Annotated in this window: 19 protein-coding genes; 7 read left to right on the top strand and 12 right to left on the bottom strand. The window is 62.5% G+C overall.

Features of this window, described 5'->3' with window-relative positions; all coding sequences use genetic code 11:
• From aceF to AC07XM_RS06305, 4 genes are all read left to right on the top strand, one after another.
• Nucleotides 1-1,623: a dihydrolipoyllysine-residue acetyltransferase gene (gene aceF / locus AC07XM_RS06320; RefSeq protein WP_102688919.1), complete on the top strand. Its 1,623-nt coding sequence runs from the start codon at nt 1-3 to the stop codon at nt 1,621-1,623.
• Nucleotides 1,624-1,936: 313 nt separating this feature from the next.
• Nucleotides 1,937-4,624, top strand: a complete 2,688-nt coding sequence (locus tag AC07XM_RS06315) for a putative bifunctional diguanylate cyclase/phosphodiesterase (protein WP_016484551.1) — start codon at nt 1,937-1,939, stop codon at nt 4,622-4,624.
• A gap of 167 nt (nt 4,625-4,791) precedes the next feature.
• Complete coding sequence (msrA, locus tag AC07XM_RS06310; RefSeq protein WP_016484550.1) at nt 4,792-5,460, top strand: peptide-methionine (S)-S-oxide reductase MsrA; 669 nt, start codon at nt 4,792-4,794, stop codon at nt 5,458-5,460.
• A gap of 3 nt (nt 5,461-5,463) precedes the next feature.
• A complete protein-coding gene (locus AC07XM_RS06305) occupies nt 5,464-6,087 on the top strand; it encodes a glutathione S-transferase (protein ID WP_016484549.1) in 624 nt (207 codons plus the stop codon).
• Between the two features lie 142 nt (nt 6,088-6,229).
• Here the strand turns inward: AC07XM_RS06305 and creD are convergent, their stop codons facing one another.
• The 4 genes from creD to rloA2 form a co-directional block, all read right to left on the bottom strand.
• Nucleotides 6,230-7,558: a cell envelope integrity protein CreD gene (gene creD, locus AC07XM_RS06300; RefSeq protein ID WP_095116640.1), complete on the bottom strand. Its 1,329-nt coding sequence runs from the start codon at nt 7,556-7,558 to the stop codon at nt 6,230-6,232.
• A gap of 107 nt (nt 7,559-7,665) precedes the next feature.
• Nucleotides 7,666-9,102: a two-component system sensor histidine kinase CreC gene (gene creC, locus AC07XM_RS06295; RefSeq protein ID WP_016484547.1), complete on the bottom strand. Its 1,437-nt coding sequence runs from the start codon at nt 9,100-9,102 to the stop codon at nt 7,666-7,668.
• Entirely contained in the window at nt 9,102-9,782 is a 681-nt protein-coding gene (gene creB, locus AC07XM_RS06290) for a two-component system response regulator CreB (RefSeq protein WP_023048955.1), read from the bottom strand. The genes creC and creB overlap by 1 nt, the downstream gene beginning before the upstream one ends.
• Nucleotides 9,783-9,874: 92 nt before the next feature.
• On the bottom strand, nt 9,875-10,375 hold the full coding sequence (rloA2, locus tag AC07XM_RS06285) for a retropepsin-like aspartic peptidase RloA2 (protein ID WP_095116636.1): 501 nt from the start codon (nt 10,373-10,375) through the stop codon (nt 9,875-9,877).
• Nucleotides 10,376-10,557: 182 nt separating this feature from the next.
• Here rloA2 and yihG point away from each other — a divergent pair, with 182 nt between their 5' ends.
• Together yihG and AC07XM_RS06275 are read left to right on the top strand one after the other, a co-directional pair.
• Nucleotides 10,558-11,445: a 1-acylglycerol-3-phosphate O-acyltransferase, YihG family gene (yihG, locus tag AC07XM_RS06280; RefSeq protein WP_016484544.1), complete on the top strand. Its 888-nt coding sequence runs from the start codon at nt 10,558-10,560 to the stop codon at nt 11,443-11,445.
• Between the two features lie 242 nt (nt 11,446-11,687).
• Nucleotides 11,688-13,037: an APC family permease gene (locus tag AC07XM_RS06275; RefSeq protein ID WP_102688918.1), complete on the top strand. Its 1,350-nt coding sequence runs from the start codon at nt 11,688-11,690 to the stop codon at nt 13,035-13,037.
• A gap of 115 nt (nt 13,038-13,152) precedes the next feature.
• Here AC07XM_RS06275 and AC07XM_RS06270 read toward each other — a convergent pair whose 3' ends face one another.
• Complete coding sequence (locus AC07XM_RS06270) at nt 13,153-13,728, bottom strand: DUF2780 domain-containing protein (RefSeq protein ID WP_023048954.1); 576 nt, start codon at nt 13,726-13,728, stop codon at nt 13,153-13,155.
• Between the two features lie 166 nt (nt 13,729-13,894).
• On the opposite strand from AC07XM_RS06270, the gene AC07XM_RS06265 reads away from it, so the two are divergent.
• Nucleotides 13,895-14,890 (top strand): RHS repeat-associated core domain-containing protein, encoded by a 996-nt coding sequence (locus tag AC07XM_RS06265; RefSeq protein WP_083283738.1) that lies wholly within the window; start codon nt 13,895-13,897, stop codon nt 14,888-14,890.
• A gap of 57 nt (nt 14,891-14,947) precedes the next feature.
• On the opposite strand, the gene fdhA is transcribed toward AC07XM_RS06265, so the two are convergent.
• The 7 genes from fdhA to AC07XM_RS06230 all read right to left on the bottom strand — a co-directional run bounded on the left by fdhA (nt 14,948) and on the right by AC07XM_RS06230 (nt 23,983).
• The gene (fdhA, locus tag AC07XM_RS06260) at nt 14,948-16,147 is read right to left on the bottom strand and encodes a formaldehyde dehydrogenase, glutathione-independent (protein WP_016484541.1); all 1,200 of its coding nucleotides are present in this window, start codon (nt 16,145-16,147) and stop codon (nt 14,948-14,950) included.
• Between the two features lie 271 nt (nt 16,148-16,418).
• The gene (purU, locus tag AC07XM_RS06255; protein ID WP_016484540.1) at nt 16,419-17,276 is read right to left on the bottom strand and encodes a formyltetrahydrofolate deformylase; all 858 of its coding nucleotides are present in this window, start codon (nt 17,274-17,276) and stop codon (nt 16,419-16,421) included.
• Nucleotides 17,277-17,288: 12 nt separating this feature from the next.
• Nucleotides 17,289-17,921, bottom strand: a complete 633-nt coding sequence (locus tag AC07XM_RS06250) for a sarcosine oxidase subunit gamma (RefSeq protein ID WP_016484539.1) — start codon at nt 17,919-17,921, stop codon at nt 17,289-17,291.
• A gap of 181 nt (nt 17,922-18,102) precedes the next feature.
• Nucleotides 18,103-21,117 carry a sarcosine oxidase subunit alpha gene (locus AC07XM_RS06245; RefSeq protein WP_016484538.1) on the bottom strand — a complete coding sequence of 1,005 codons (3,015 nt, stop codon included), beginning with the start codon at nt 21,115-21,117 and terminating at the stop codon, nt 18,103-18,105.
• A complete protein-coding gene (locus AC07XM_RS06240; protein WP_016484537.1) occupies nt 21,114-21,449 on the bottom strand; it encodes a sarcosine oxidase subunit delta in 336 nt (111 codons plus the stop codon). Before AC07XM_RS06240 ends, AC07XM_RS06245 begins: the two co-directional genes overlap by 4 nt.
• Before the next feature lie 14 nt (nt 21,450-21,463).
• Entirely contained in the window at nt 21,464-22,714 is a 1,251-nt protein-coding gene (locus AC07XM_RS06235; protein WP_016484536.1) for a sarcosine oxidase subunit beta family protein, read from the bottom strand.
• A 15-nt stretch (nt 22,715-22,729) separates the two neighbouring features.
• Nucleotides 22,730-23,983: a serine hydroxymethyltransferase gene (locus tag AC07XM_RS06230; RefSeq protein WP_016484535.1), complete on the bottom strand. Its 1,254-nt coding sequence runs from the start codon at nt 23,981-23,983 to the stop codon at nt 22,730-22,732.
• Nucleotides 23,984-24,170 lie beyond the last annotated feature (187 nt).

The raw sequence follows: 24,170 nt of genomic DNA, 5'->3' as shown, positions 1-24,170 counted from the left end.
GTGAGCGAACTCATTCGCGTACCTGACATCGGCAGCGGTGAAGGTGAAATCATCGAGCTGTTCGTCAAGGTCGGTGACCGTATCGAGGCTGACCAGAGCCTGCTGACCCTGGAGTCCGACAAGGCCTCCATGGAGATCCCGGCTCCCAAGGCCGGCGTCATCAAGGAACTGAAGGTCAAGCTGGGCGACCGCCTGAAAGAAGGCGACGAGCTGCTGGTGCTGGAAGCTGAGGGTGCCGCTGCTGCGGCGCCTGAGGCTCCGGCCGCGGCCGCTGCCCCGGCAGCTGCGCCAGCGCCTGCCGCTGAAGCCGCCCCTGCTGCTCCGGCCGCAGCCCCGGCTGCTGCCAGCGTGCAGGACATCCACGTGCCGGATATCGGTTCGTCGGGCAAGGCCAAGATCATCGAAGTGCTGGTCAAGGTGGGCGACACCGTCGAAGCCGACCAGTCGCTGATCACCCTGGAATCCGACAAGGCCTCCATGGAGATCCCGTCGCCTGCCGCTGGCGTGGTCGAAGAAGTACTGTGCAAGCTGGAAGACGAAGTCGGCACTGGCGACCTGATCTTCAAGCTGAAAGTGGCGGGCGCTGCCCCAGCTGCTGCCCCGGCGCCAGCCAAGGCCGAGGCTGCTCCGGCCGCCGCGCCTGCAGCTGCTGCCCCTGCTGCTGCCCCTGCACCGGCTGCTACCGCACCGGCTGCTGGCAACAACGCCAAGGTTCACGCAGGCCCGGCTGTTCGTCAGCTGGCCCGTGAATTCGGTGTCGAGCTGGGCGCAGTTGCTGCGACCGGCCCGCACGGCCGCATCCTGAAAGAAGACGTGCAGGTTTACGTCAAGGCGATGATGCAAAAGGCCAAGGAAGCCCCGGCTGCCGCCGGTGCAACCGGTGGCGCTGGCATCCCGCCGATCCCCGCAGTGGACTTCAGCAAGTTCGGTGAAGTGGAAGAAGTGGCCCTGACCCGCCTGATGCAGGTCGGTGCCGCCAACCTGCACCGCAGCTGGCTGAACGTACCGCACGTTACCCAGTTCGACTCCGCCGACATCACCGAGCTGGAAGCCTTCCGCGTTGCACAGAAGGCCGTGGCCGAAAAAGCTGGCGTGAAGCTGACCGTGCTGCCACTGCTGCTCAAGGCCTGCGCCTTCCTGCTCAAGGAACTGCCGGACTTCAACAGCTCGCTGGCACCAAGCGGCAAAGCCATCATCCGCAAGAAATACGTGCACATCGGCTTCGCCGTGGACACCCCGGACGGCCTGCTGGTCCCTGTGATCAAAAACGTCGACCAGAAGAGCCTGCTGCAACTGGCTGCCGAAGCCGCTGCACTGGCCGAGAAGGCGCGCACCAAAAAGCTGTCGGCCGACGACATGCAAGGTGCCTGCTTCACCATCTCCAGCCTCGGCCACATTGGCGGCACCGGCTTCACGCCGATCGTCAACGCGCCGGAAGTGGCTATTCTGGGCGTCTCGAAGGCGACCATGCAGCCAGTGTGGGATGGCAAGGCCTTCCAGCCGAAGCTGATGCTGCCGCTGTCGCTGTCCTACGATCACCGTGTGATCAACGGCGCTGCCGCCGCGCGCTTCACCAAGCGTCTGGGCGACGTGCTGGGCGATATCCGCACCATGCTGCTGTAAGGCAGCCCGCTGCCCCTCCCCGGAGGGGCGGTACCCTTTTCGAGCTGCCACGCTCGTACCTCAACCCCGTCAATTGGCGGGGCTTTTTTTGTCCGGCGAAAGTATTCGGCGCCTGGGAGATCGAGCGCCGCCCGCGCGGCGGTCGATCTCCCAGGCGGCAAAAATCCCAAGGCGATCTAAGTTTTCCGCCCCACCCGCCGATAACCTGTCCACAGCATCAAGCATGGCCGCTTGCCAGCCCTCGGGACATGATGCAACCTTGCCGAATCCGCTGCCGCTACATGGCCGCGCTCCCTGTTCAAGCGAGTCTTCGATGAAAAGCCAAACCGATGCCGCCAGCCGTGTGGCGGCCGAGGTCGTCACGCCGTTACCCGTGCCCTCGCGGCTCGGTATGCTGCGTTTCGAAAGGCTCAACGAAGCCACCTGGGCCATGCTCTATCTGGACCCGGCCTGCGAGCGCCATTTTGGCCTGCACGCCGCCGACCTGTGTGCCCTGGTGGACGCGCCGTACGCCAGCCTGATGGAACCCGAGGCCCGTTACCGGCTGCACGACGAGATCCAGCTGCAACTGGCCCAGCGCGGCTACTACCGCGTGCGCTACTCCCTGCACACGCCAGGCAAGTTGCTGCGCCTGCTGGAGACCGGTGAAGCCTACAAGCAGCACAACCGCCAGCTGTTGCGCGGCTACATGAGCGTGCTCGACGACCAGCCCGACGACCCTGGCGAGAGCGCCAGCGACCTGGAGTCGCGCAACAACCGCCTGCAACTGGCCCTGCAACTGAACCAGCGTGCCCAGCAAGAACAACTGGAACACCTGGAGCGCGTACGCGGTCAGCAGGACCTCATCCTGCGCCTGGCGCGTCAGCGCTACAGTGCCGAGAACTCCCTGCTGGAAGCCGCCCAGCTGATCACCCAAAGCGCCTGCGAAATCTACAAGGTCGACAGCGCCAGCATCTGGCACCTGGACGACCAGCGCCTGGAACCGATCACCGCCTGGTACCGTGACGCACAGGAGCATCGCCAGCCTGAAGCTATCGATGCCAGCCGCTTCCCCGACTACCTCGAGGCGCTGCACGCCAGCCGCGCCATCGACGCCCACAACGCCGGCCACGACCCACGCACCCGCGCCCTGACGCAAAGCCTGCGCCCGGAAAACAAGGCCATGCTCGATGCCAGTATCCGCGTTGATGGCCAGGTGGTCGGCGTGCTGTGCCTGGAGCAGAGCGGCCAACCACGGGCCTGGCAATCGGACGAAATCGCCTTTGCCGGCGAGCTGGCCGACCAGTTCGCCCAGGTCATCACCAACCACAACCGGCGCGCTGCCGCCAGCGCATTGCACTTGTTCCAGCGTGCAGTGGAGCAAAGCGCCAGCGCCTTCCTGCTGGTCAATCGTGATGGCCGGGTGGAGTACGTGAACCCGAGCTTCACCGCCATCACCCAGTACAGCACTGACGAAGTGCAAGGCCGCCACCTGGGCGAACTGCCTGCACTGGAAAACCTGAGCGAACTGCTGTTCGACTCGCCCTCCAGCCTGGCCATGGGTAATAGCTGGCAGGGTGAGTTCAAGAGCCGGCGCAAGAACCTGGAGCCCTACTGGGGCCAACTGTCGATTTCCAAGGTGTACGGCGACAATCGTGAGCTGACCCATTACATCGGCATCTACGAAGACGTCACCCAGACCAAGCTGGCCCAGCAGCGCATCGAGCGCCTGGCCTACACCGACAACCTGACCAACCTGGGCAACCGCCCGGCGTTCATCCGCAGCCTGGACGAGCGCTTTGTCCGTGATGGCGAAAGCGCGATGTGCCTGCTGCTGGTGGACATCGACAACTTCAAGCGCATCAACGACAGCCTCGGCCACCAGACCGGCGACAAGCTGCTGATCAGCCTGGCCCGGCGCCTGCGCAACAGCCTGCACAGCGGTGGCATCCTGGCGCGCTTTGCCAGTAACGAGTTCGCCGTGCTGCTCGACGACACCAGCCTGCAAGATGGCCAGGGCGTTGCCTTGCAGTTGCTGAGCACACTCGACAAACCCATGTTCGTCGACAACCAGCTGATCAACGTCACCGCCTCGGTAGGCCTGGCCTGCGCGCCGCTGCATGGCACCGACCCGGCCAGCCTGATGAAGAACGCAGGCCTTGCGCTACACAAGGCCAAGGCCAACGGCAAGCACCAGGTGCAGGTGTTTACTGAAGTGCTCAACGCCGAGGCCAGCTACAAGCTGTTCGTCGAGAACAACCTGCGCCGCGCCCTGACCCAGAACGAGCTGGAGGTGTTCTACCAGCCCAAGATCTGCCTGCGCAGCGGCCGCCTGCTGGGGCTGGAAGCGTTGTTGCGCTGGAACCACCCCGAGCGCGGCATGATCCGCCCGGACCAGTTCATCAGCGTGGCCGAGGAAACCGGCCTGATCATACCCATCGGCAAGTGGGTGGTCCGCCAGTCGTGCCGCATGAGCAAGCAACTGCGTGAGGCCGGCCTGGGCAACCTGCACGTGGCCATCAACCTGTCGCCCAAGCAGTTCTCCGACCCGGACCTGGTGGCATCAATCAGCAGCATCCTCAAGGAAGAAGCCCTGCCCCCGCACTTGCTGGAGCTGGAGCTGACCGAAGGCCTGCTGCTGGAAGCCAGCGAAGACACGCACCGCCAGCTGGACGAGCTGAAGGCCTTGGGGCTGACCCTTGCCATGGACGACTTCGGTACCGGTTATTCATCGCTGAGCTACCTGAAGAAGTTTCCGATCGACATCCTCAAGATCGACCGTAGCTTCATCAACGAAATCCCGGATAACCAGGACGACATGGAAATCACCTCGGCGGTGGTGGCCATGGCCCACAACCTCAAGCTGAAGGTGGTGGCCGAGGGTATCGAGACGCCGGAGCAACTGGCGTTCCTGCGCCGGCACCGCTGCGACGTGGGCCAGGGCTACCTGTTCGACCGGCCGATCCCTGGGCGCGAGCTGGCCGAACGGCTGAAGCGTTATCCGCGCGGACCAGTGGCCTGACAGCGGCGTAATCCTCGGGCACTATAGAACCTATTCGGGCCCTATCGCCGGCAAGCCAGCTCCCACAGGGACCGCACAGATTTCCAGACCTGTGATATCCCTGTGGGAGCTGGCTTGCCGGCGATGGCCCAACACCTATCCCACTGAAAAAACACAGAGGAACGGCCATGGTCCTGCGTTCGGAAATCCTGGTGAACAAAAACGTCATGCCAACTGCGGAGCAGGCCCTGCCTGGCCGCGAAACGCCAATGAGCCTGCCCGAGTTCCACTACGTGTTCGAAGGCACCCCGCTGCTCGGCCCCTTCTTTGAAGGCGCCATCGACTTCGCCATCTTCGGCCTGGGTTGCTTCTGGGGCGCGGAGCGGCGCTTCTGGCAGCGCGAAGGCGTGGTCAGCACCGTGGTCGGCTACGCCGGCGGTTTCACCCCGCACCCTACCTACGAAGAAGTCTGCTCGGGCCTGACCGGCCACACCGAAGTGGTGCTGGTGGTGTTCGACAAAGACAAGGTCAGCTACCGCGAGCTGCTGGCGATGTTCTGGGAACTGCACAACCCCACCCAAGGCATGCGCCAGGGCAACGACGTCGGCACCCAGTATCGCTCGGCCATCTACTGCACCAGCCCTGAACAGCTGGAACAGGCCAAGGCCAGCCGCGACGCCTACCAGGCCGAACTGACCAAAGCCGGCTTTGGTGAAATCACCACCGAAATCGACCAGGCACCGACCGTGTATTTCGCCGAGGCGTACCACCAGCAGTACCTGGCCAAGAACCCGGACGGCTACTGCGGCATCGGCGGCACCGGTGTATGCCTGCCACCCAGCCTGCAAGGCAACTGAACCATGACCACGATGACCCTGTTCCACTCGCCCTTGTCACCTTTTGTGCGCAAGGTCATGGTGGTGCTGCACGAGACCTCGCAGCTTGAGCGGGTAAAGCTGCAAGCGGTAAACATCAGCCCGGTGAGCGGCGACCCGCAGCTCAACCAGGACAACCCGATCGGCAAGATCCCGGCCCTGCGCCTGGACGACGGCACCGTGCTGCATGACAGCCGGGTGATCTGCGAGTACCTCGACCTGCAACACGTCGGCCTGCCACTGTTGCCCCGTGAAGGCTCGGCGCGCTGGCGGCGCATGACCCTGGTGTCGCAGGCCGATGCGATCATGGATGCGGCGGTGTCGTCGCGCTATGAAAGCTTCTTGCGGCCAGAGGACAAACGCTGGGATGGCTGGTTGCAGGCGCAGAGCGACAAGATCCGCCGTAGCCTGGCCAACCTGGAGCAGGAGCACCTGCCCGAGCTGATGTCCGGGTTCGACCTGGCGGCGATTGGCGTGGCCTGTGCGCTGGGGTATCTGGATTTGCGTCAGCCGGAGTTTGGTTGGCGTGAACGCCAGCCAGGCCTGGCTGCATGGTATGCAGAGGTGGCCAAGCGGCCGTCGATGGTCGCCACATCTCCAGTTGCCTGACAGGGCCTCTTCGCGGGCACGCCCGCTCCCACAGGTAGAGTGCTGTGGGAGCGGGCGTGCCCGCGAAAGCTTCACCTAGGTAATGCAGGAAACAGCTGCCCAATCCTCAGGGCCAGCCACCGCCCGATTTCTCTGTCCTCCCTCATGCCGACCTCCCCACCCGCGCCCAGTCCAGCCGACGGGTCAGCACCATGAACACCCCCAGCAAGCCAAAGCACAGCAGCGATCCCATCAGCAGTGCATAGTCTTCGGCACTCAGCAGCCCATAAAGCAGCGCATACAGCGCCGCCAGCCCAGCCGCAAACCCGACCCCTCGTCCCAGGCTGCGCAACACATGGCTCAGGTAGAAGCCGATCAGCAGCACACACGCCGAAGCCGACAGCCCGTACGCCAGGCCAAAGCCAATGTGCTCGGACAACGACAGCAGCAGCAGGTAGAAGAACGCCAGCGCCACGCCGACCAGGATGTACTGCACCGGGTGCACACTCAGGTTCTTCAACACCTCGAACAGAAAGAAGCCGGCGAAGGTCAGCGCAATGAACAGCAACGCGTATTTGATCGCCCGTTCACTCTTCAGGTACTGGTCCACCGGGTCGACAAAGCTCACGCCGAAGCTGCGCTCGCTGAAATCTGCGCACTGCCCGGCGGTGGCGCACTGGCGCAGGGCATCCTCAAGGTTGGTGGCGAAGAACGACGTCTGCCAGTGGGCGCTGAAGCCCTGGGCATCGATGTCACGGCGGTTGGGCAGGTAGTTGCCGACAAAACTCGGATGCGGCCAGTTGGCGCGCATGTCCACGTTGCTGGTGCGCCCCACCGGCACGATGTGCAACTGGCCGGTGCCCTGTAATGCAAGGTCGAAGCCGTAGCTGAATTCCCGTGCCTGCATGCCGTCCAGCCCCGGCAGGCTGGCATGTACACCACCGCGCATCCAGTCGAGCTGGGTGCCAGCCTCGAACGGCACCTTGTGTTCGTCCAAGCTCAGCTCCAGGCCATTCTCGATGCCGCGGATATCGCTGATGCCCACCACCAGGAAGGGTTTGTCGAAGCGGTAGTCGTCGAAGTCCTTGTCGATGCCCCAGCGCTCCGGGAGCTTGAAACGGCCGCTGATACGCCCCTTGGCGTGGAACAGCCGGGCCTGGTAGATGCCGCGGGCACGCAGTTCGGTGTCCACGCCCAGGTCGGCGGCGAAGGTTTCCGGCAGGAAGTACAGGTGGCCGGCAATGGTGCTGGTTTCCTGTGTGCGCTCGCCGTCCTTTTCGATCCAGCGGCGCTGGTACTTGCGGTACGGCACCACCAGCAGCGGGCCGCTGAGCTGCTGGTCGAAGCTGGCACTTTGGGCGATGTCGCGCAGTACGTTGTCGCGCAGGGCCTGGCGTTCATCGATCAGGCCGTTGATCAGCAGCAGCGGAATGAGCAGCAGCAATATGAGCACCGCGATCATGCCGAGTTTGTAACCGAGGGTCTTGTTCATGGGGCCTCCAGTGGCAGTGGGCGCAGTGTCTGCGTCTTGCGTGGAGGCTGTGTGAAGAGCCTGTGTGGTTTGAGTGTATTTGGGGCTGCTGTGCAGCCCCGGCAATCTCAGCTGATACGCCGCACCGGCAGCCACAACCGCACCCGCACCCCGCCATCGACGTTATCCACCGCCAACGCCCCGCCATGCAGTTGCATCACCTCGGCCACAAAATTCAGCCCCAGCCCGGTGCTCTTGCGCCCGCTACCCGGCCGCGGCAGCGAGTAGAACCGCTCGCTGACCCGCCCGATGGCATATGCCGGTATCGCCTGCCCCTGGTTGAACAGGCTCAATGCCACCCGCTCGCCGTCGCGCTCCAGGTCAAACAGCAGGGCGCCACCTGCGGGGGTGAAATCCAGTGCGTTATCCAGCAGGTTGGCCAGCGCCTGGCGCATCAGGAACGGATCACACAGCAAGCGCAAACCCGCCGGCACCCGCTGACGCACGTGCAAACCGGCGCCTTCGATCCGCGCCCCATGAGCCAACAGCAACTCGTCCACCAGCGCCGCCAGCGCCACCTGCTGTTCATCCTCCAGGGCCTGCATCTGCTCGACCCTGGCCAGGTTGAGCAGGCGCTCGACCATCTGCTGCAAACGCTCGCTCTCGCGCTCGATGTTGCCGGCAAAGCGCGCGCGCTGGTCGGCGGGCATGCCCTCGTCCTGCAGCAGCTCGCAAGCCCCACGAATGGCCGCCAGCGGGCTTTTCAGTTCGTGCGTCAGGGTATGCACATAGCGCTCGACATAAGCCTTGCCCTCCAGCTGGGTGCGCATGCGTTCCACCGCCTGGGCCAGGTGCGCCAGCTCGCCGCCCTTGTAGTGCGGCAACGCGGCACGCTCGCCTTCGCTGACCGCCTGGGCATAACGCGCCAGCCGGCGCAGCGAGCGCGCCAGCCACCACGACAGCGCCGCGCCAATCAGCAAGCCCAGGCCGATCAGCCCCAGACCCAGCGTGAGCAGGCGCCGCTCGGAACGGTCGATGTACGGCTGCAGCGAGCTGTTGGGTTTGGCCACGGTGACCACGCCGATGATCTTGCCGTCGTCGATGATCGGTGCGCCGACGTGCATCACCGAGGTGTTTTCATCATTGGGGTCGCTGCGGGTGGAGCGGGCGCCGTACTGGCCGCGCAGGGTCAACAGCACGTCATTCCACTGCGAGTAATCTTTGCCCAGCGCCTCACCGCTGGAGTCCAGCAGCACGATGCCCTTGGCGTCAGTCACATAGATGCGGTGGCTGACCTGGTTCTTGGCCAGGCCCCAGATCTGCGCGCCCGGGCTGCGCGAGCCGTAGGCCTTGAGTACTTGCGGCAGGCGGCTCTGGCTCAAGGTGCCGGCCTTGACGTCATCGCGCAGGATCTCGGCCAACAGGTTGGCGGTGTCGACCAGTGTTTCTTCGGATGACTGGCGCACCACCGGGCGGATCTGTTCACGCACCGTGTTGAGCAGGAAATAGCCCGCCAGGCCGACGAACAGGAAGTACACCAGAAAAATCCGGATGCCCAGGCGCATCAGGCGTGGTCCGGGCTGTAGCTGTAGCCGAGGCCGCGGTGGGTCTGGATCGGCTCGGCGTCACCCGCTACCTGGCGCAGCTTGGCGCGCAGGCTTTTGATATGGCTGTCGATGGTGCGCTCGTAGCCTGCATCGGAGGCCACCCCCAGGGCATCAAGCAGCTGTTCTCGGCTGAATACCCGCTGCGGCTGCTCCAGCAGGGATTGCAGCAGGCGGAATTCGTGGCGGGTCAGCGTGAGTGGCTGGCCGCGATAGGTGATCTGCATGCGCAGGGTGTCGAGCTGGAACAACGCCGCATCGGTGGCAGACTCGGCCCTGGGGCCCATGCGTTTGAGGATCGCCCGCACTCGCGCAGCCACTTCACGCGGGCTGAAGGGTTTGACCACGTAGTCGTCGGCACCGATTTCCAGGCCCACCACCCGGTCGATTTCACCGTCGCGGGCACTGAGGAACATCACCGGCACTTCGGTGAAACGGCGCAATTGGCGGCAGGTTTCGAAGCCACTGATGTCGGGCAGGCCGATGTCCAGGATGATCAGGTCGGCTGGGCGCTGTCGCTGCTGGTCGAGGGCGGCGCCGCCCAAGGTCACCCATTCGGTGCTGTGGCCGTCGGCCTGCAGGGCATAAACCAAGGTGTCGGCGATGGCGGCTTCGTCTTCGACGATGAGGATATGGGGCATCGAGCTACAAGCCTCAAGCTGCAAGCTTCAAGTGAAAGCGGATCACGTGAACTTACACTGATCTGTTCTCACTTGCAGCTTGCAGCTACTGCTTAGCAGTCAGGCTTGCCAGCGGTAAACTTCTTGGCCGGGTTGACCGCGGCCTTGAACTCGCGCAGCGCCTTGGAGCCCACCAGCAGCGGATAATTGAAGGTGCTGCGGTCCACCAGGTTCACCTCCACGGTGCGTTTCACATCACCCAGACATAGCTCCAGGTCCACTACCGGGCGCTTGGAGATTTCCGGCGCATCGCCTTCTTCCTCTTCATCGGCACGGCCTTTGATCTTGCTGATGCGCGAGACCTTGTGCTCATACACCTTGCCATCGGAATCCTTGGTCGCCAGGCGGAAGCGCACCCATTCCTCGCCATCGCGGGTGAACAGCTCGATGTCCTTGGCCGACAGCGACGCGGTGAAGGCACCGGTGTCCATCTTGGCTTTCAGGGTTTCGCCCAGCTCGGGCAGGGCGATGTTCTCGTACCGGCCGTATATCGTAGGCTCGGCGGCCATGACTGGCAGCGCCAACAGTGACAACATGGCAAACAGAGATTTCACAAGCAGGCTTCCTTGAGAAGGGTCAGTGCTTAGACTGCACTGGCAGGATAGGTTCGCTGTGCCAAGCCTAATCAACATAATGTGAAACATTTGTTGCCGCCGCAGGGCATTGGACATTTGGCGTAGGCCACGGCCCTGCTTATCATTGCCAACCGTTAATCTCCCACAACAAGAGTCTCTTTATGCGTCGCCTGCTGACCGGCATTCTCACTGCCACTCTGCTGCTGCTCAATACGGTGGTGTTGATCTGCCCGCTGCTGGTCTTCGCCCTGCTCAAGCTGGTGTTGCCGGGCCGTGGCCGCGACTATGCCTCGTGGGCGGTGATGTGGGTGGCCGAAACCTGGTCGGAAATCGACAAGGCCATCTTCGCCCTGTGCATTCCTACCCAGTGGGACATCCGCGGCGTGGAGAACCTGCGCAAGGACACGTCCTACCTGGCCGTGAGCAACCACCAGAGCTGGGTCGATATCCCTGCGTTGATCGAAAGCCTCAACCGCCGCACGCCGTTCTTCAAGTTCTTCCTCAAGAAGGAGCTGATCTGGGTGCCGCTGCTCGGCCTGGCCTGGTGGGGGCTGGATTACCCGTTCATGAAGCGCTACAGCAAGGCGTTTCTGGAAAAGCACCCCGAGCTCAAGGGCAAGGACCTGGAAATCACCAAGGCGGCCTGCGAGCTGTTCAAGCGCCAGCCGGTGACCGTGGTGAACTACCTGGAGGGCACCCGGTTTACCGAAGCCAAGCGCCAGCAGCAACAGTCGCCGTACCGCTACCTGCTCAAGCCCAAGGCAGGGGGCGTGGCGTTTGTGCTCGCGGCATTGGGCGAGCAGCTGGATGCGTTGCTGGACGTGACCATCGTGTACCCCGGCAACCAGGCACCGGGGTTCTGGGCGTTGCTCAATGGCAGCATTAGCCGGGTGATTATCGACATTCAGGTGCGAGAGCTGGACCCGGCACTGTGGGCGGGGGATTACGAGAATGATCCGGCCTTCCGCCAGACTGTGCAGGCCTGGGTGAATCAGGTGTGGGTGCAGAAGGACCAGCGGATCGAGCAACTGCGCTCGGAGATTGGCTAAGCCGTCATCCTGGACCGGCCTCTTCGCGGGGCAAGCCCGCTCCCACAGATACTCCACCCTTCCCCAGGTGTGTGCGGTACCTGTGGGAGCAGGCTTGTCCCGCGAAGAGGCCAATGAATACCCGACAAATGCCCGATTAAAACCCAGGCTAATAATCGACATTAGGATTACTTCTTTGTCACACCCCACCTAAGTGGATAAAAATCGATCAAAGCACAATTACAAAAAGCCTGGATCGATCAATGGCCAACCCATCTAGCTCCACCCCCGCCCAGCTTCGCCGTGTCCTCGGCCTGCCCGCTCTGGTGTTCTTCGGCCTGGTCTACATGGTCCCACTGACCATCTTCACCACCTACGGCATCGTCACCGAACTCACCGGTGGCCGCACCGCCGGCGCCTACCTGGTCACTCTGGTGGCCATGCTGTTCACCGCTGCGTCCTACAGCTTCATGGTCAAACGCTTCCCGGTTGCAGGCTCGGCCTATTCCTACACCAACATGGCCTTCGGTCCCAACATCGGCTTTCTCGCCGGCTGGTCGTTGCTGCTCGACTACCTGTTCCTGCCGATGATCAACTACCTGCTGATCGGCCTGTTCCTCAACATCGCCTTCCCGGCAGTACCCGCCTGGGCTTTCGTGCTCGCCTGCATCGCCCTGGTGACAGTGCTGAACGTGGTCGGCATCAACTCGGTGGCAAAGACCAGCAACCTGATCGTTGGCGCGCAGATCGTGTTTATCGGCGTGTTTGTCGCGCTGTCCTGCCAGACATTGGCGGGCCAGCCGCTCGACCTGCTGTCGCCGCTGCTGGGTGACGGCAGCAAACCGGGCTTCGGCCACTTGATGGCGGGCGCAGCGGTGCTGTGCCTGTCGTTCCTGGGCTTCGACGCTGTGTCGACCCTGGCCGAAGAATGCCGCGATGCACGCCGCGACGTGCCAAGGGCGATCATCCTCACCACCCTGTTTGCCGGTTTGCTGTTTACCCTGCTGGCCTATGTCAGCCAGCTGGTGCTGCCGGGCAGCAGCTTTGCCAATGCCGATGCAGCGGCCAACGAGGTGATGTTCAAGGCGGGCGGGCAGTTCCTCACCAACTTCTTCACCGCCGCGTATGTTGCGGGCAGCCTGGGTTCGGCGCTGGCCTCGCAGGCGGCGGTGTCGCGCATCCTGTTCACCATGGGCCGCGACAACGTGCTGCCACGCCGTAGCTTTGGTTACCTGTCGCCGCGCTTTGGTACGCCAGTGTTCGCTATTTTGCTGGTGTCAGCCTTCTCGCTGCTGGCGCTGGTGATCGACCTGGCTACCCTCGCCTCGCTGATCAGCTTCGGCGCGCTGGTGGCGTTCTCGGCGGTAAACCTGGCGGTGGTGAAGACGCATCTGTTGGATGATGCCAGCCAGCGTAATGTAAAGGGGCTGTTTAGCTATGGCGTGGTGCCGCTGGTAGGGTTGGGGCTGACACTGTGGCTGTGGACCAGCCTGTCGGCGCTGACGCTGGTGATTGGCCTGTGCTGGTTTGCCTTGGGCCTGGCCTACTTGGCGATACTGACCGCAGGCTTCCGCCGCCCCGTGCGCCTGGTGGACTTCACAGAAGCCGCCTGACCCAATAGCCCAAGGCCTGCGCGGTCCCTTGTAGGAGCGGCCTTGTGCCGCTCCGCTCCTACAGGACGGCGCCAGCCTTCCACAGCGGTTATACCCACACTGCCCCTACAACCCCCTAGACCGAAGGCTGGGCCAACGGCGCCGGCGTAGTCCACAAACTACCCAAATTCTGCAATAACGACCCGGCAATCCCCTGCTGCCCCAGGTACTGCAGAATCAACGGCGCAAACTGCCCGATCATCCCCGTGTCCATCCCCAGCGCCTTGAACGCACTGTCCAGGTCGCTGCGGTTTTCCACGTTATTGCCCAGCGCGTTGCTCAGGGCCGACTGGCTTTCGCTGTTCTTGCCCAGCAAATCGCCCAAGCCACTCAAGCCGCCCAGCGCATTGGCCCCGGCCAGCAGGTCCAGGCCAGGTACCGCTTTGGTCAGTTGCCCATAGTCATCGGTACTCAGGTTATTGCGCGCCAAGCCCAGCATTGCCCCTGCCCCACCCACGGCCTGTTCGGGGGTGATCTTCAATTCGCTGCCCAAGGTGTTAAGCAAATTGGCCTGCGCCTCGGGTGCCTGCACTTGGCCTTGTTGTTTCTGGTTTTGCATAGCGGTCACGGCGTTAGCGGCGTCGCTGAGGTTGAAGGCGAACACCGGGCTTGCGGCCAGAGTCATCAGGGTTGCCAGGGTGAATGCTTTCATCAGGAGGGACCTCGTTGGCCGGGAGCGCTGGGGAAACGTGCGTATTGGACTCCAGGTGTAAGGGTTTGTTCCAAATGCCCAACCACCTGATAAATATGCTAGTTGTGCTGGCAAATTCGGGCATGCAAATTGAACACCCTAGATACATCTCCGAAGGCAACAAGCCATGACCGACAATCCAGTAGCTCAAATTTTAAAAAACGCTGATGTCGCAACGGTACGCCCCGAAAAATCGGCAACTTCAGATGTGATGCACTTTTACCAAAATGGGCACCTGGCATCTGAAATATCGGCTAAGGGACATCGGCAAATTATGTGGGCGCAAGAAACACCCGTTGCACAGCTCGCAACATCGGAAAAATCAAATTTACTGTCAATTGATCGTGCCAATTCAGTTCTCGGCATACAACTTGAGGCTGTGTCACTATCACCTTATGGATATCTCTCCTCCCAAGATATCAAAACACTAATCCTCTTCAATGGGCAATGGCGCGATCCGTTGAGCCAAATGGACATTTTAGGTAACGGACACCGTCAATTCAGTACGACACTCAGACGTTTTTGCAATCCGGATTTACATCAGAGCCCATTTGGCGATGGTGGCGTAAACGCCTATGCTTATTGCGAGAATGATCCGATCAACAAAATAGATCCATCTGGACAAGCGTCAATCTTGATTATCAGAGCGCTGAAGGGGCTCGGCAACATGATGGGCTTGAGAACTCCCTCTCGCAACCTTCCTACTACTCCCAATCGCCCCGCCAGCGGGGCTGCCAACAATTATTCAGCGGCTCCACAACGCCGGCCGAATGAAGGTAGACCACTGCCTCCCCCCCCGGCTGGAGCTAGACTTGCAGAATCGCGCACCAACCATCAATTAAATATTGGATATTCTTCCCCCAGTGATGCACGTCAAGCGATGTATCTACAGACCGAACTGACAAGTAGCGGAGATCGATTAGTTGCTCTAGGGGCGGAAAAAAGCAAACTTTCCTCAACAATAAACAGACAAAAGAGCGTCGGGAATAAGCCTACTCACGAGAAAAAATTACTTTCACAAATCAAACGAGATATTCACCTTGAAACCACAAAATACCGTCTAATTGAAAACCAAATAAAGACACTGAGATCAGGGCAAACCAACATACAAAATGCACGATAATTGAAAACAGCTAAAAAAAGCCCCTCAACTGGAGGGGCTCTTTTAGTTGAAGCCGAATTACGCCGCACCCCACATCTTGTGCGGGTCAATCACAAACTTCTTCGGCACACCCGCATCAAACTCGCCATACCCTTCCGGCGCCTGATCCAGGTTGATCACCTGCACCCCCACCACTTCAGCAATGTTGATACGGTCCCACATGATCGCCTGCATCAGCTGGCGGTTGTACTTCATGGTCGGGGTCTGGCCGGTGTGGAAGCTGTGCGATTTTGCCCAGCCCAGGCCAAAGCGGATGCTCAGCGCGCCGATCTTGGCGGCGGCATCTACCGCGCCTGGGTCTTCGGTCACGTAAAGGCCCGGGATACCGATGTTGCCGGCAACGCGGGTCACTTGCATCAGCGAGTTCAGCACGGTAGCCGGGGCCTCATGCTTGGCACCTTCGTGGCCATGGCCGCGGGCCTCGAAGCCGACGGCGTCGACGGCGCAGTCCACTTCCGGCTCGCCAAGAATGTCGATGATCTGCTCGTGCAGCGGGGTGTCCTTGGACAGGTCGACCACTTCAAAGCCCTGGGACTTGGCGTGGGCCAGGCGGGCCGGGTTCAGGTCGCCGACGATGACGCAGGCAGCGCCCAGCAGGCGGGCCGAGGCTGCAGCGGCCAGGCCGACCGGTCCAGCGCCTGCAACGTATACGGTGCTGCCTGGGCCTACGCCAGCCGTCACGGCACCGTGGTAGCCGGTGGGCAGGATGTCGGACAGGCAGGTCAGGTCACGGATCTTTTCCATGGCCTTGTCGCGGTCCGGCAGTTTCAGCAGGTTGAAGTCGGCGTATGGCACCAGCACGTACTCAGCCTGGCCACCGGTCCAGTCGCCCATGTCGACATAGCCATAGGCACCACCGGCGCGGGCTGGGTTGACGGTGAGGCAGACACCGGTGTGCATCTCTTTGCACGAGCGGCAGCGGCCGCAGGCAACGTTGAAGGGTACCGACACCAGGTCGCCGATTTTCAGGCGTTCGACGTCACGCCCCATCTCGACGATTTCACCGGTGATTTCGTGGCCCAGGACCAGGCCAACCTGGGCAGTGGTACGGCCGCGGACCATGTGCTGGTCGGAGCCGCAGATGTTGGTGGAGACCACCTTCAGAATGACGCCGTGTTCGATCTTCTTGCCGCGCGGATCCTGCATTTTCGGGTAGTCGATGTGTTGCACTTCGACCTTGCCGGCGCCGAGATATACCACTCCACGATTGCCAGACATTGCTTTTACCTCGCTTGATTTTTATTTATGCAGCGTTGGTTGAAGCGCCGCCATCCGTGGGCGGCATGTGTTACTGGAATGCAGGAGATTGTGGGCCTGATAGGGCGGGTTGCACTGACTGGAAGCGACAGAGGGATGTCTTTTAGCGGCAGGCACAAAGGTGTGAGGCCATTCGCGGGACAAGCCCGCTCCCACAGGCTCACCGCTCTTTCGAACATGGCGATGAACCTGTGGGAGCGGGCTTGTCCCGCGAAGAGGCCGGTACAGGATGTCAGAGAACGACAGTCCGATTTGCGTTGAGGAACACCCGCCGCTCGATGTGATACCCCACAGCACGCGCCAGGGTCAGGCATTCGATATCCCGCCCCTTGGCAATCAGGTCTTCCGGATAGTGGCTGTGGTCCACCACCTCGACCCCCTGGGCAATGATCGGCCCTTCGTCCAGGTCGTTGTTGATGTAGTGCGCCGTGGCGCCCACCATCTTCACGCCCTTGTTGTAGGCCTGGTGATAAGGCTTGGCGCCCTTGAACCCTGGCAACAAGGAGTGGTGAATGTTGATCGCCCAGCCATCCAGGCGCCGGCACAGCTCGGGCGACAGCACCTGCATGTAACGGGCGAGAATAACCAGCTCGGCGCCGGTTTCCTCGATCACTTGCAGGACCTTGCGCTCTTGCCCCGCCTTGTCATTGGGGTCGAGGGCGAAGTGGTAATAGGGGATCTTGTGCCAGTGCGCCAGGGGTTCGAGGTCGGGGTGGTTGGACACCACTGCAACCACGTCCATGCCCAGCTGGCCGATACGCTGCCGGTACAGCAGGTCGTTCAGACAGTGGTCGGCCTTGGACACCATGATCACCACTTTCGGGCGGTGGTTCGGTGCGGTCAGCTCGAAAGCCATGCCGAACGCTTCGCTGCGCTCGGCCAGGCCGGCACGGAAGCCCGTTTCGTCAAAATCGTCCGGCTGGCGGAATTCGACGCGAATGAAGAAGCGCCCCGACTGCCGGTCATCGAAGGAGTGGTGCTCCGTCACGTAGCAGCGCTGCTCGAAGAGGTAACGCGTCACCACGTCGACGGTGCCGAGCATGCTCGGGCAGTCGGCGGTGAGAATCCAGGTATCCGGTGCCCGACTCATGTTCTGCTCTCCTTAAGCCTCGATGCTCAGGCCGTATTCGGCCGAAGCGTCCTGCAACCACAGCCACCAGTAGTCGGCGAAGCTGCGGCGAATCACCAGCTCCCAGGTGTCTTCGGCGGTACGGCGGATCACCAGTTGCGACTTGGCGAACACAGTGCCCACGGCCTTGCCCACCGGGAAGTTGTTCGGGTGAACATCATAGCTGGTGGATTTCATCAGCACTTCGCGCACGTTCGGGCCGCGCAGTTCCAGCAGGCTTTGCCCGCCGCTGACGTTGACCACCTGAATATGCTGGCCTTCAAGGGCTGCACGCAGCTTTTGCTCGACCGCCAGTTCCTGGCCACCGGGCACGATCAGCAGCCACTCGTCGGGGCCGACCCATTGCAGCGACATGTCGTTATTGGCGACCACAGTCAGGGCTACTGGCAGCTCCAGGCCCAGGGCCTTGTGCACGCCGGCGGCGAATTCCGGGTTATGGCCGTCGCCACGCAGGGTCAGGTGGCCAAGGAACTTGCGTTCACGCAGGGTCACGCCTGCGTTCTTGCGGCCTTTGCCAACCAGGCTGGCCAGGTCGGCGTGGTGCAGTGGCGACTGGGCCTTGGCCTCGGCGCCGGGGTTTTGCTGGAAGACGTTGATAGCGCTCATTTCTTACCTGCCTTGAATTCTGTTGTCCGTAAGACCAGAGGTCACATGCAATGCCCGAATGCTAGCGGTGGCCTGTGGGAGCGGGCTTGTCCCGCGAAGAGGGCGGTGAGGCCACCATCGCATTCGCGGGGCAAGCCCGCTCCCACAGGGCTTGCATTTCAAGCAGACCTATCTCAGGGCCTTAGACGTTCTGCCGCTCACCCTTCGGATCGAAGAACACCGAAGACACGATTTCCGCTTCGATCACGCTGCCATCTGCCTGCGGCGAGTAGACACGCTCGCCCATGCGCTTGAGGCCGCCTTTGACCACACCCATGGCGAATGAATAGCCCAGGGAGTTGGACGCGTAGCTGGAGGTGACGTGGCCAACCATGTCCATCGGGATCGGCTGTTTAGGGTCGAACACCAGTTGGGCGCCTTCCGGCAGCCACTTGGTCGGGTCGACCGGCTTCAGGCCTACCAGCTGCTTGCGGTTCTCGCGCACGCAGTCTTCACGGTTCATGCCACGCAGGCCGATCCACGAGAACGGCTTGTTACGGCCAACGCACCAGCTCATGTTCAGGTCGTCCGGGTTCATCGAACCGTCGGTGTCCTGGCCCACGATGATGAAGCCCTTCTCGGCACGCAGTACGTGCATGGTCTCGGTGCCATACGGGGTCAGATTGTACTTTTTACCGGCCTCGATGATCTGTTCCAGCACGCCCATGGCGTAGTTGGCCTGCACGTTGACTTCGTACGACAGCTCACCGGTGAACGAGATGCGGAACACACGGGCCGGCACGCCGCCGACGTTGCCTTCCTTCCAGGTCATGAACGGGAAGGCTTCCTTGTCCATGTCGATATCGGTCAGCTCGCTGAGCAGCTTGCGGCTGTTGGGGCCGGACAAGGTCATGGTCGCCCAGTGGTCGGTAACCGAGGTGAAGTACACCTTCAGCTCCGGCCATTCGGTCTGGTGGTACAGCTCCATCCACTGCAGCACGCGGGCAGCGCCGCCGGTGGTGGTGGTCATGATGAAGTGGTTGTCGCCAACGCAGGCGGTTACGCCGTCGTCGAAGACCATGCCGTCTTCCTTGCACATCAGGCCGTAGCGGGCCTTGCCCACGTCCAGCTTGGTCCAGGCATTGGTATAGATGCGGTTGAGGAACTCACGGGCGTCCGGGCCCTGGATGTCGATCTTGCCCAGGGTCGAGGCGTCCAGCAGGCCCACGCTGTCGCGCACGGCCTTGCACTCGCGGGCCACGGCGGCATGGATGTCTTCACCGGCTTTGGGGAAGTACCAAGGGCGCTTCCACTGGCCAACGTCTTCGAACTCGGCGCCGTTCTTCACGTGCCAGGCATGCAGGGCGGTGAAACGCACGGGTTCGAACAGGTGGCCACAGTGGCGGCCCGCTACCGCGCCGAACGTGACCGGCGTGTAGTTGGGGCGGAACATGGTGGTACCCATTTCCGGGATGGTGATGCCGATCGAACGGGCGGCGATGGCCAGGCCGTTGATGTTGCCCAGTTTGCCCTGGTCGGTACCGAAGCCCAGCGCGGTGTAGCGTTTTACGTGCTCAACCGACTCGAAGCCTTCACGGGTGGCCAGCTCGATACCGGCGGCGGTCACGTCGTTCTGCTGGTCGACGAACTGCTTCGGCCCCTTGGTGCCTTTGTCGTGCGGCACCTGGAACAGTGCCACGGTGGCCTCTTCCTTGCGCGCCACGGTTTTTGGCAAGGTGCCGACAGAGGCTTTGAAGCCCGCCTCGGTGGCTGCGCGAACGCCGCCTTCGAAACCGTCGGCAATCACATCACCAAGGGCGTAGACGCCGTTGATACCACCCACGCACTCACGTTTCTGCGGTGCATCGCCCGGTACGAAGCCGAGGATGTCGTCACGCCATACCGGGCGACCGCCCAGGTGCGAAGCCAGGTGCACGATCGGGCTGTAGCCACCGGAGGTTGCGATCAGGTCGCACTCAAGGGTTTCGCCTGGGCTGGTGACTTTGTGCGCCTGCACATCGATGGCCGCCACGCGGGCGCCGGTGACATGCTTGCTGCCTTTGGCCTCGACCACGGCGCTGGAGGTGAGGATGCGGATGCCTTTGGCACGCGCCTCTTCAACCAGCGAGCCCCGTGGGTTGTGGCGGGCATCGGCGATGGCGACCACTTGCAGGCCAGCGTCGTGCCAGTCCAGCGCGGCGCGGTAGGCGTGGTCGTTGTTGGTCGACAGCACCAGCTTGCGGCCCGGGGCCACGCCGTAGCGGCGAACGTAGGTGGAGACTGCACCGGCCAGCATGTTGCCCGGTACGTCGTTGTTGCCGTACACCAGCGGGCGCTCGTGGGCGCCGGGCGCCAGCACCACGCGTTTGGCGCGTACACGGTGCACACGGTGGCGTACCTGGCCGATCGGTGCGCGGTCACCGAGGTGGTCGGTGAGGCGCTCGTGAATGGTCAGGAAGTTATGGTCGTGGTAGCCGTTGACCGTGGCACGTGGCAGCAGGGTCACGTCCGGCAGCCCTTCCAGCTCTTTGATCACGGCGTTGACCCAGTCGGCGGCAGGCTTGCCGTCGAGGGTTTCGCGGCTGTCGAGCAGGCTACCGCCAAACTCTTCCTGCTCGTCAGCCAGGATCACACGGGCGCCGCTGCGCGCAGCAGCCAGTGCAGCGGCCAGGCCAGCAGGGCCGGCGCCGACGATCAGCACGTCGCAGTGCTGGTTCATGTAGTCGTAGCTGTCCGGGTCGTTCTGCAGCGGTGCACGGCCAAGGCCTGCAGCTTTGCGGATGTACTTCTCGTACGTCATCCAGAACGATTTCGGGTACATGAAGGTTTTGTAGTAGAAGCCCGGCGGCATCATGCTGCCGCCCACCTTGCCGAGGATGCCCATCACGTCGTTGTTGACGTTCGGCCAGCCGTTGGTGCTGGTGGCGACCAGGCCGGCGTACAGCGCCTGCTGGGTGGCGCGCACGTTCGGGATCTGGGTGGCTTCGCTGGAACCGATCTGCAGGATGGCGTTCGGCTCTTCAGTGCCGGCAGCGATGATGCCGCGTGGGCGCGAATACTTGAAGCTGCGGCCGACGATGTCTACGCCGTTGGCCAGCAACGCAGCGGCCAGGCTGTCACCGGCATAACCCTGGTAGGTCTTGCCGTTGAAAGTGAAGTTCAGGACCTTGCTGCGGTCGATGCGGCCGCCGCTGGCGAGGCGATAGGTCTGGCTCATACTTTTTCCCCTTGGCCTTTGACGGTCGACGGTGCGTTCGCAGCTTTACCGTTGGCGGTCACTTGCGGCTTTTCGCCAATCTTGTAGGTTTCCAGAATTTCGTAGGTCACGGTGTCGCGGGTGACGTTGAAGTACTGGCGGCAACCGGCAACGTGGTCCCACAGTTCATGGTGAATACCGCGTGGGTTGTCACGGTAGAACATGTAGGTACCCCACTCCTCGTCGGAGCAAGCGGCAGGGTCCAGCGGGCGGGCGATGTGCGCCTGGCCAGAGGCGTGAAACTCTTCTTCGGAGCGCAGCTCGCCGCAGTGGGGACAGAAAATATGCAACATGACGGTGTCTCCGGTTAGTGGGCGACGGCGGCGGCGCCGTGTTCGTCGATCAGTGCGCCGTTGTAGAAACGGTCCATGGAGAACGGCGCGGCCAGCGGGTGCATTTCGCCCTTGGCCAGGCTCGCGGCAAAGACGTTGCCCGAACCCGGGGTCGCCTTGAAGCCGCCAGTACCCCAACCGCAGTTGAAGAACATGTTCTTGACCGGGGTCTTGGTGATGATCGGGCAGGCGTCCGGCGAGGTGTCGACGATGCCGCCCCACTGGCGGTTCATGCGCACGCGCGAGAGGTTGGGGAACATCTCGACGATGGCCTGCAGGGTGTGCTCGATCACCGGGTACGAGCCGCGCTGGCCGTAGCCGACCCAGCCGTCGATACCGGCACCGATTACCAGGTCGCCCTTGTCGGACTGGCTGATGTAGCCGTGCACGGCATTGGACATGATCACGCTGTCGATGATCGGCTTGATCGGCTCGGATACCAGCGCTTGCAGCGGGTGCGATTCCAGCGGCAGGCGGAAGCCGGCCAGCTTGGCCATGTGCCCGGAGTTACCGGCGGTGACCACGCCGACGCGTTTGGCGCCGATGAAGCCTTTGTTGGTTTCCACACCAATGACCGCGCCGTTTTCCTTGCGGAAACCGATCACTTCGGTCTGCTGGATCAGGTCCACACCCAGGGCGTCGGCAGCGCGGGCATAGCCCCAGGCCACGGCGTCGTGGCGGGCCACGCCACCACGGCGCTGAACGGTTGCGCCAAGGATCGGGTAGCGGGTGTTCTTCGAGCAATCCAGGTACGGGATTTCGGCCGCGACCTGGGCGGTGTTCAGCAGCTCGCCATCGACGCCGTTGAGGCGGTTGGCGCTGACGCGGCGCTCGGAGTCACGAATGTCCTGCAAGGTGTGGCACAGGTTGTAGACGCCGCGCTGGGAGAACATCACGTTGTAGTTGATGTCCTGGGACAGGCCTTCCCACAGCTTCATGGCGTGCTCGTACAACTGCGCCGACTCATCCCACAGGTAGTTGGAACGCACGATGGTGGTGTTACGGGCGGTGTTGCCGCCGCCCAGGTAACCTTTCTCGATCACGGCAACGTTGGTGATGCCGTGCTCTTTGGCCAGGTAGTAGGCCGTGGCCAAACCATGGCCGCCACCGCCGACGATAACCACGTCGTACACCTTTTTAGGGGTGGGCGTGCGCCACATGCGCTGCCAGTTTTCGTGGTGGCTGAGGGAGTGTTTGAAGAGGCCGAAGCCCGAGTAGCGTTGCATGGTCGTTTACTCCACTCAGCGGTAAACAGGGAAGTCTGCGCACAGCGCCGCGACGTTCTTCGCCACATCGGCTTCGACGTCTGCGTCACCGAGGTTGTCGAGGATGTCGCAGATCCAGCCGGCCAGGGCCACGCACTGCGCAACCTTGAAGCCGCGGGTGGTGACGGCCGGGGTACCGATGCGCAGGCCCGAGGTGACGAACGGCGACTGTGGGTCGTTCGGCACGGCGTTCTTGTTGACGGTGATGTGCGCGCGGCCCAGGGCGGCGTCGGCATCTTTGCCAGTGAGGCCCTGGCGGATCAGGCTGACCAGGAACAGGTGGTTGTCGGTGCCACCGGACACCACGTCGTAGCCGCGGTCGATGAACACCTGGGCCATGGCCTGGGCGTTTTCGATCACTTGTTGCTGGTAGGCCTTGAAGCCAGGCTCCAGCGCTTCCTTGAAGCACACGGCCTTGGCGGCAATCACGTGCATCAGCGGGCCGCCTTGGGCGCCCGGGAATACAGCGGCGTTCAGCTTCTTCTCGATCTCTTCGTTCGACTTGGCCAGGATCAGACCGCCACGAGGGCCGCGCAGGGTCTTGTGGGTGGTGGTGGTAACCACATCGGCGAACGGGATCGGGTTCGGGTACAGGCCAGCGGCAACCAGGCCGGCTACGTGGGCCATGTCGACGAACAGCAGCGCACCCACCTTGTCGGCAATGGCGCGGAAGCGTGGGAAGTCGAGGGTCTTGGAGTAGGCCGAGAAACCGGCAACGATCATTTTCGGCTTGTGCTCGACCGCGAGGCGCTCGACTTCGTCGTAGTCGATCAGGCCGGTGTCGGTGTTGATGCCGTACTGCACGGCGTTATAGAGCTTGCCCGAGGACGACACTTTGGCGCCGTGGGTCAGATGGCCACCGTGGGCCAGGCTCATGCCGAGGATGGTGTCACCGGCCTGCAGCAGGGCCAGGTAGACGGCGCCATTGGCCGACGAGCCGGAGTGCGGCTGTACGTTGGCGTAGTCGGCACCGAACAGCTGCTTGGCGCGCTCGATGGCCAGGGCTTCTACTTTGTCCACGTGCTCGCAGCCACCGTAGTAGCGCTTGCCCGGGTAGCCTTCGGCGTACTTGTTGGTCAGGCCGCTGCCTTGGGCCTGCATGACGCGCTTGCTGGTGTAGTTCTCCGAGGCGATCAGCTCGATGTGATCTTCCTGGCGCTGTTCCTCGGCATTCATCGCCGCCAGCAGTGCGTCGTCGTAACCCTGGATCTGGTCTTGCTTGCTGAACATCGTGTATCTCCCGGCAGCGATCGTTTTTTTGTCGTGGGGCACTGTGGCCCTTTGTGGCGATGGTATGACTGGCGGGGTCGGGTCAGATGCCTGCGCACGCCTTGCAATGGCGCGTTTACGACATTGCCTTTGGGTTGATGCTGCCGGCCTCTTCGCGGGGCAAGCCCGCCCCCACAATGATTGCTGT

The organism is Pseudomonas sp. GW460-LB5 (assembly GCF_059423245.1).
This window is presented reverse-complemented; position numbering and strand designations above follow the sequence as displayed.

What these genes read in the sequence shown, in the direction of transcription:
- AC07XM_RS06315 (WP_016484551.1), top strand. Translation starts at nt 1,937, where the DNA reads ATGAAAAGCCAAACCGATGCCGCCAGCCGTGTGGCGGCCGAGGTCGTC.
- msrA (WP_016484550.1), top strand. Translation starts at nt 4,792, where the DNA reads ATGGTCCTGCGTTCGGAAATCCTGGTGAACAAAAACGTCATGCCAACT.
- AC07XM_RS06305 (WP_016484549.1), top strand. Translation starts at nt 5,464, where the DNA reads ATGACCACGATGACCCTGTTCCACTCGCCCTTGTCACCTTTTGTGCGC.
- creD (WP_095116640.1), bottom strand. Translation starts at nt 7,558, where the DNA reads ATGAACAAGACCCTCGGTTACAAACTCGGCATGATCGCGGTGCTCATA.
- creC (WP_016484547.1), bottom strand. Translation starts at nt 9,102, where the DNA reads ATGCGCCTGGGCATCCGGATTTTTCTGGTGTACTTCCTGTTCGTCGGC.
- creB (WP_023048955.1), bottom strand. Translation starts at nt 9,782, where the DNA reads ATGCCCCATATCCTCATCGTCGAAGACGAAGCCGCCATCGCCGACACC.
- yihG (WP_016484544.1), top strand. Translation starts at nt 10,558, where the DNA reads ATGCGTCGCCTGCTGACCGGCATTCTCACTGCCACTCTGCTGCTGCTC.
- AC07XM_RS06275 (WP_102688918.1), top strand. Translation starts at nt 11,688, where the DNA reads ATGGCCAACCCATCTAGCTCCACCCCCGCCCAGCTTCGCCGTGTCCTC.
- AC07XM_RS06270 (WP_023048954.1), bottom strand. Translation starts at nt 13,728, where the DNA reads ATGAAAGCATTCACCCTGGCAACCCTGATGACTCTGGCCGCAAGCCCG.
- AC07XM_RS06265 (WP_083283738.1), top strand. Translation starts at nt 13,895, where the DNA reads ATGACCGACAATCCAGTAGCTCAAATTTTAAAAAACGCTGATGTCGCA.
- fdhA (WP_016484541.1), bottom strand. Translation starts at nt 16,147, where the DNA reads ATGTCTGGCAATCGTGGAGTGGTATATCTCGGCGCCGGCAAGGTCGAA.
- purU (WP_016484540.1), bottom strand. Translation starts at nt 17,276, where the DNA reads ATGAGTCGGGCACCGGATACCTGGATTCTCACCGCCGACTGCCCGAGC.
- AC07XM_RS06250 (WP_016484539.1), bottom strand. Translation starts at nt 17,921, where the DNA reads ATGAGCGCTATCAACGTCTTCCAGCAAAACCCCGGCGCCGAGGCCAAG.
- AC07XM_RS06245 (WP_016484538.1), bottom strand. Translation starts at nt 21,117, where the DNA reads ATGAGCCAGACCTATCGCCTCGCCAGCGGCGGCCGCATCGACCGCAGC.
- AC07XM_RS06240 (WP_016484537.1), bottom strand. Translation starts at nt 21,449, where the DNA reads ATGTTGCATATTTTCTGTCCCCACTGCGGCGAGCTGCGCTCCGAAGAA.
- AC07XM_RS06235 (WP_016484536.1), bottom strand. Translation starts at nt 22,714, where the DNA reads ATGCAACGCTACTCGGGCTTCGGCCTCTTCAAACACTCCCTCAGCCAC.
- AC07XM_RS06230 (WP_016484535.1), bottom strand. Translation starts at nt 23,983, where the DNA reads ATGTTCAGCAAGCAAGACCAGATCCAGGGTTACGACGACGCACTGCTG.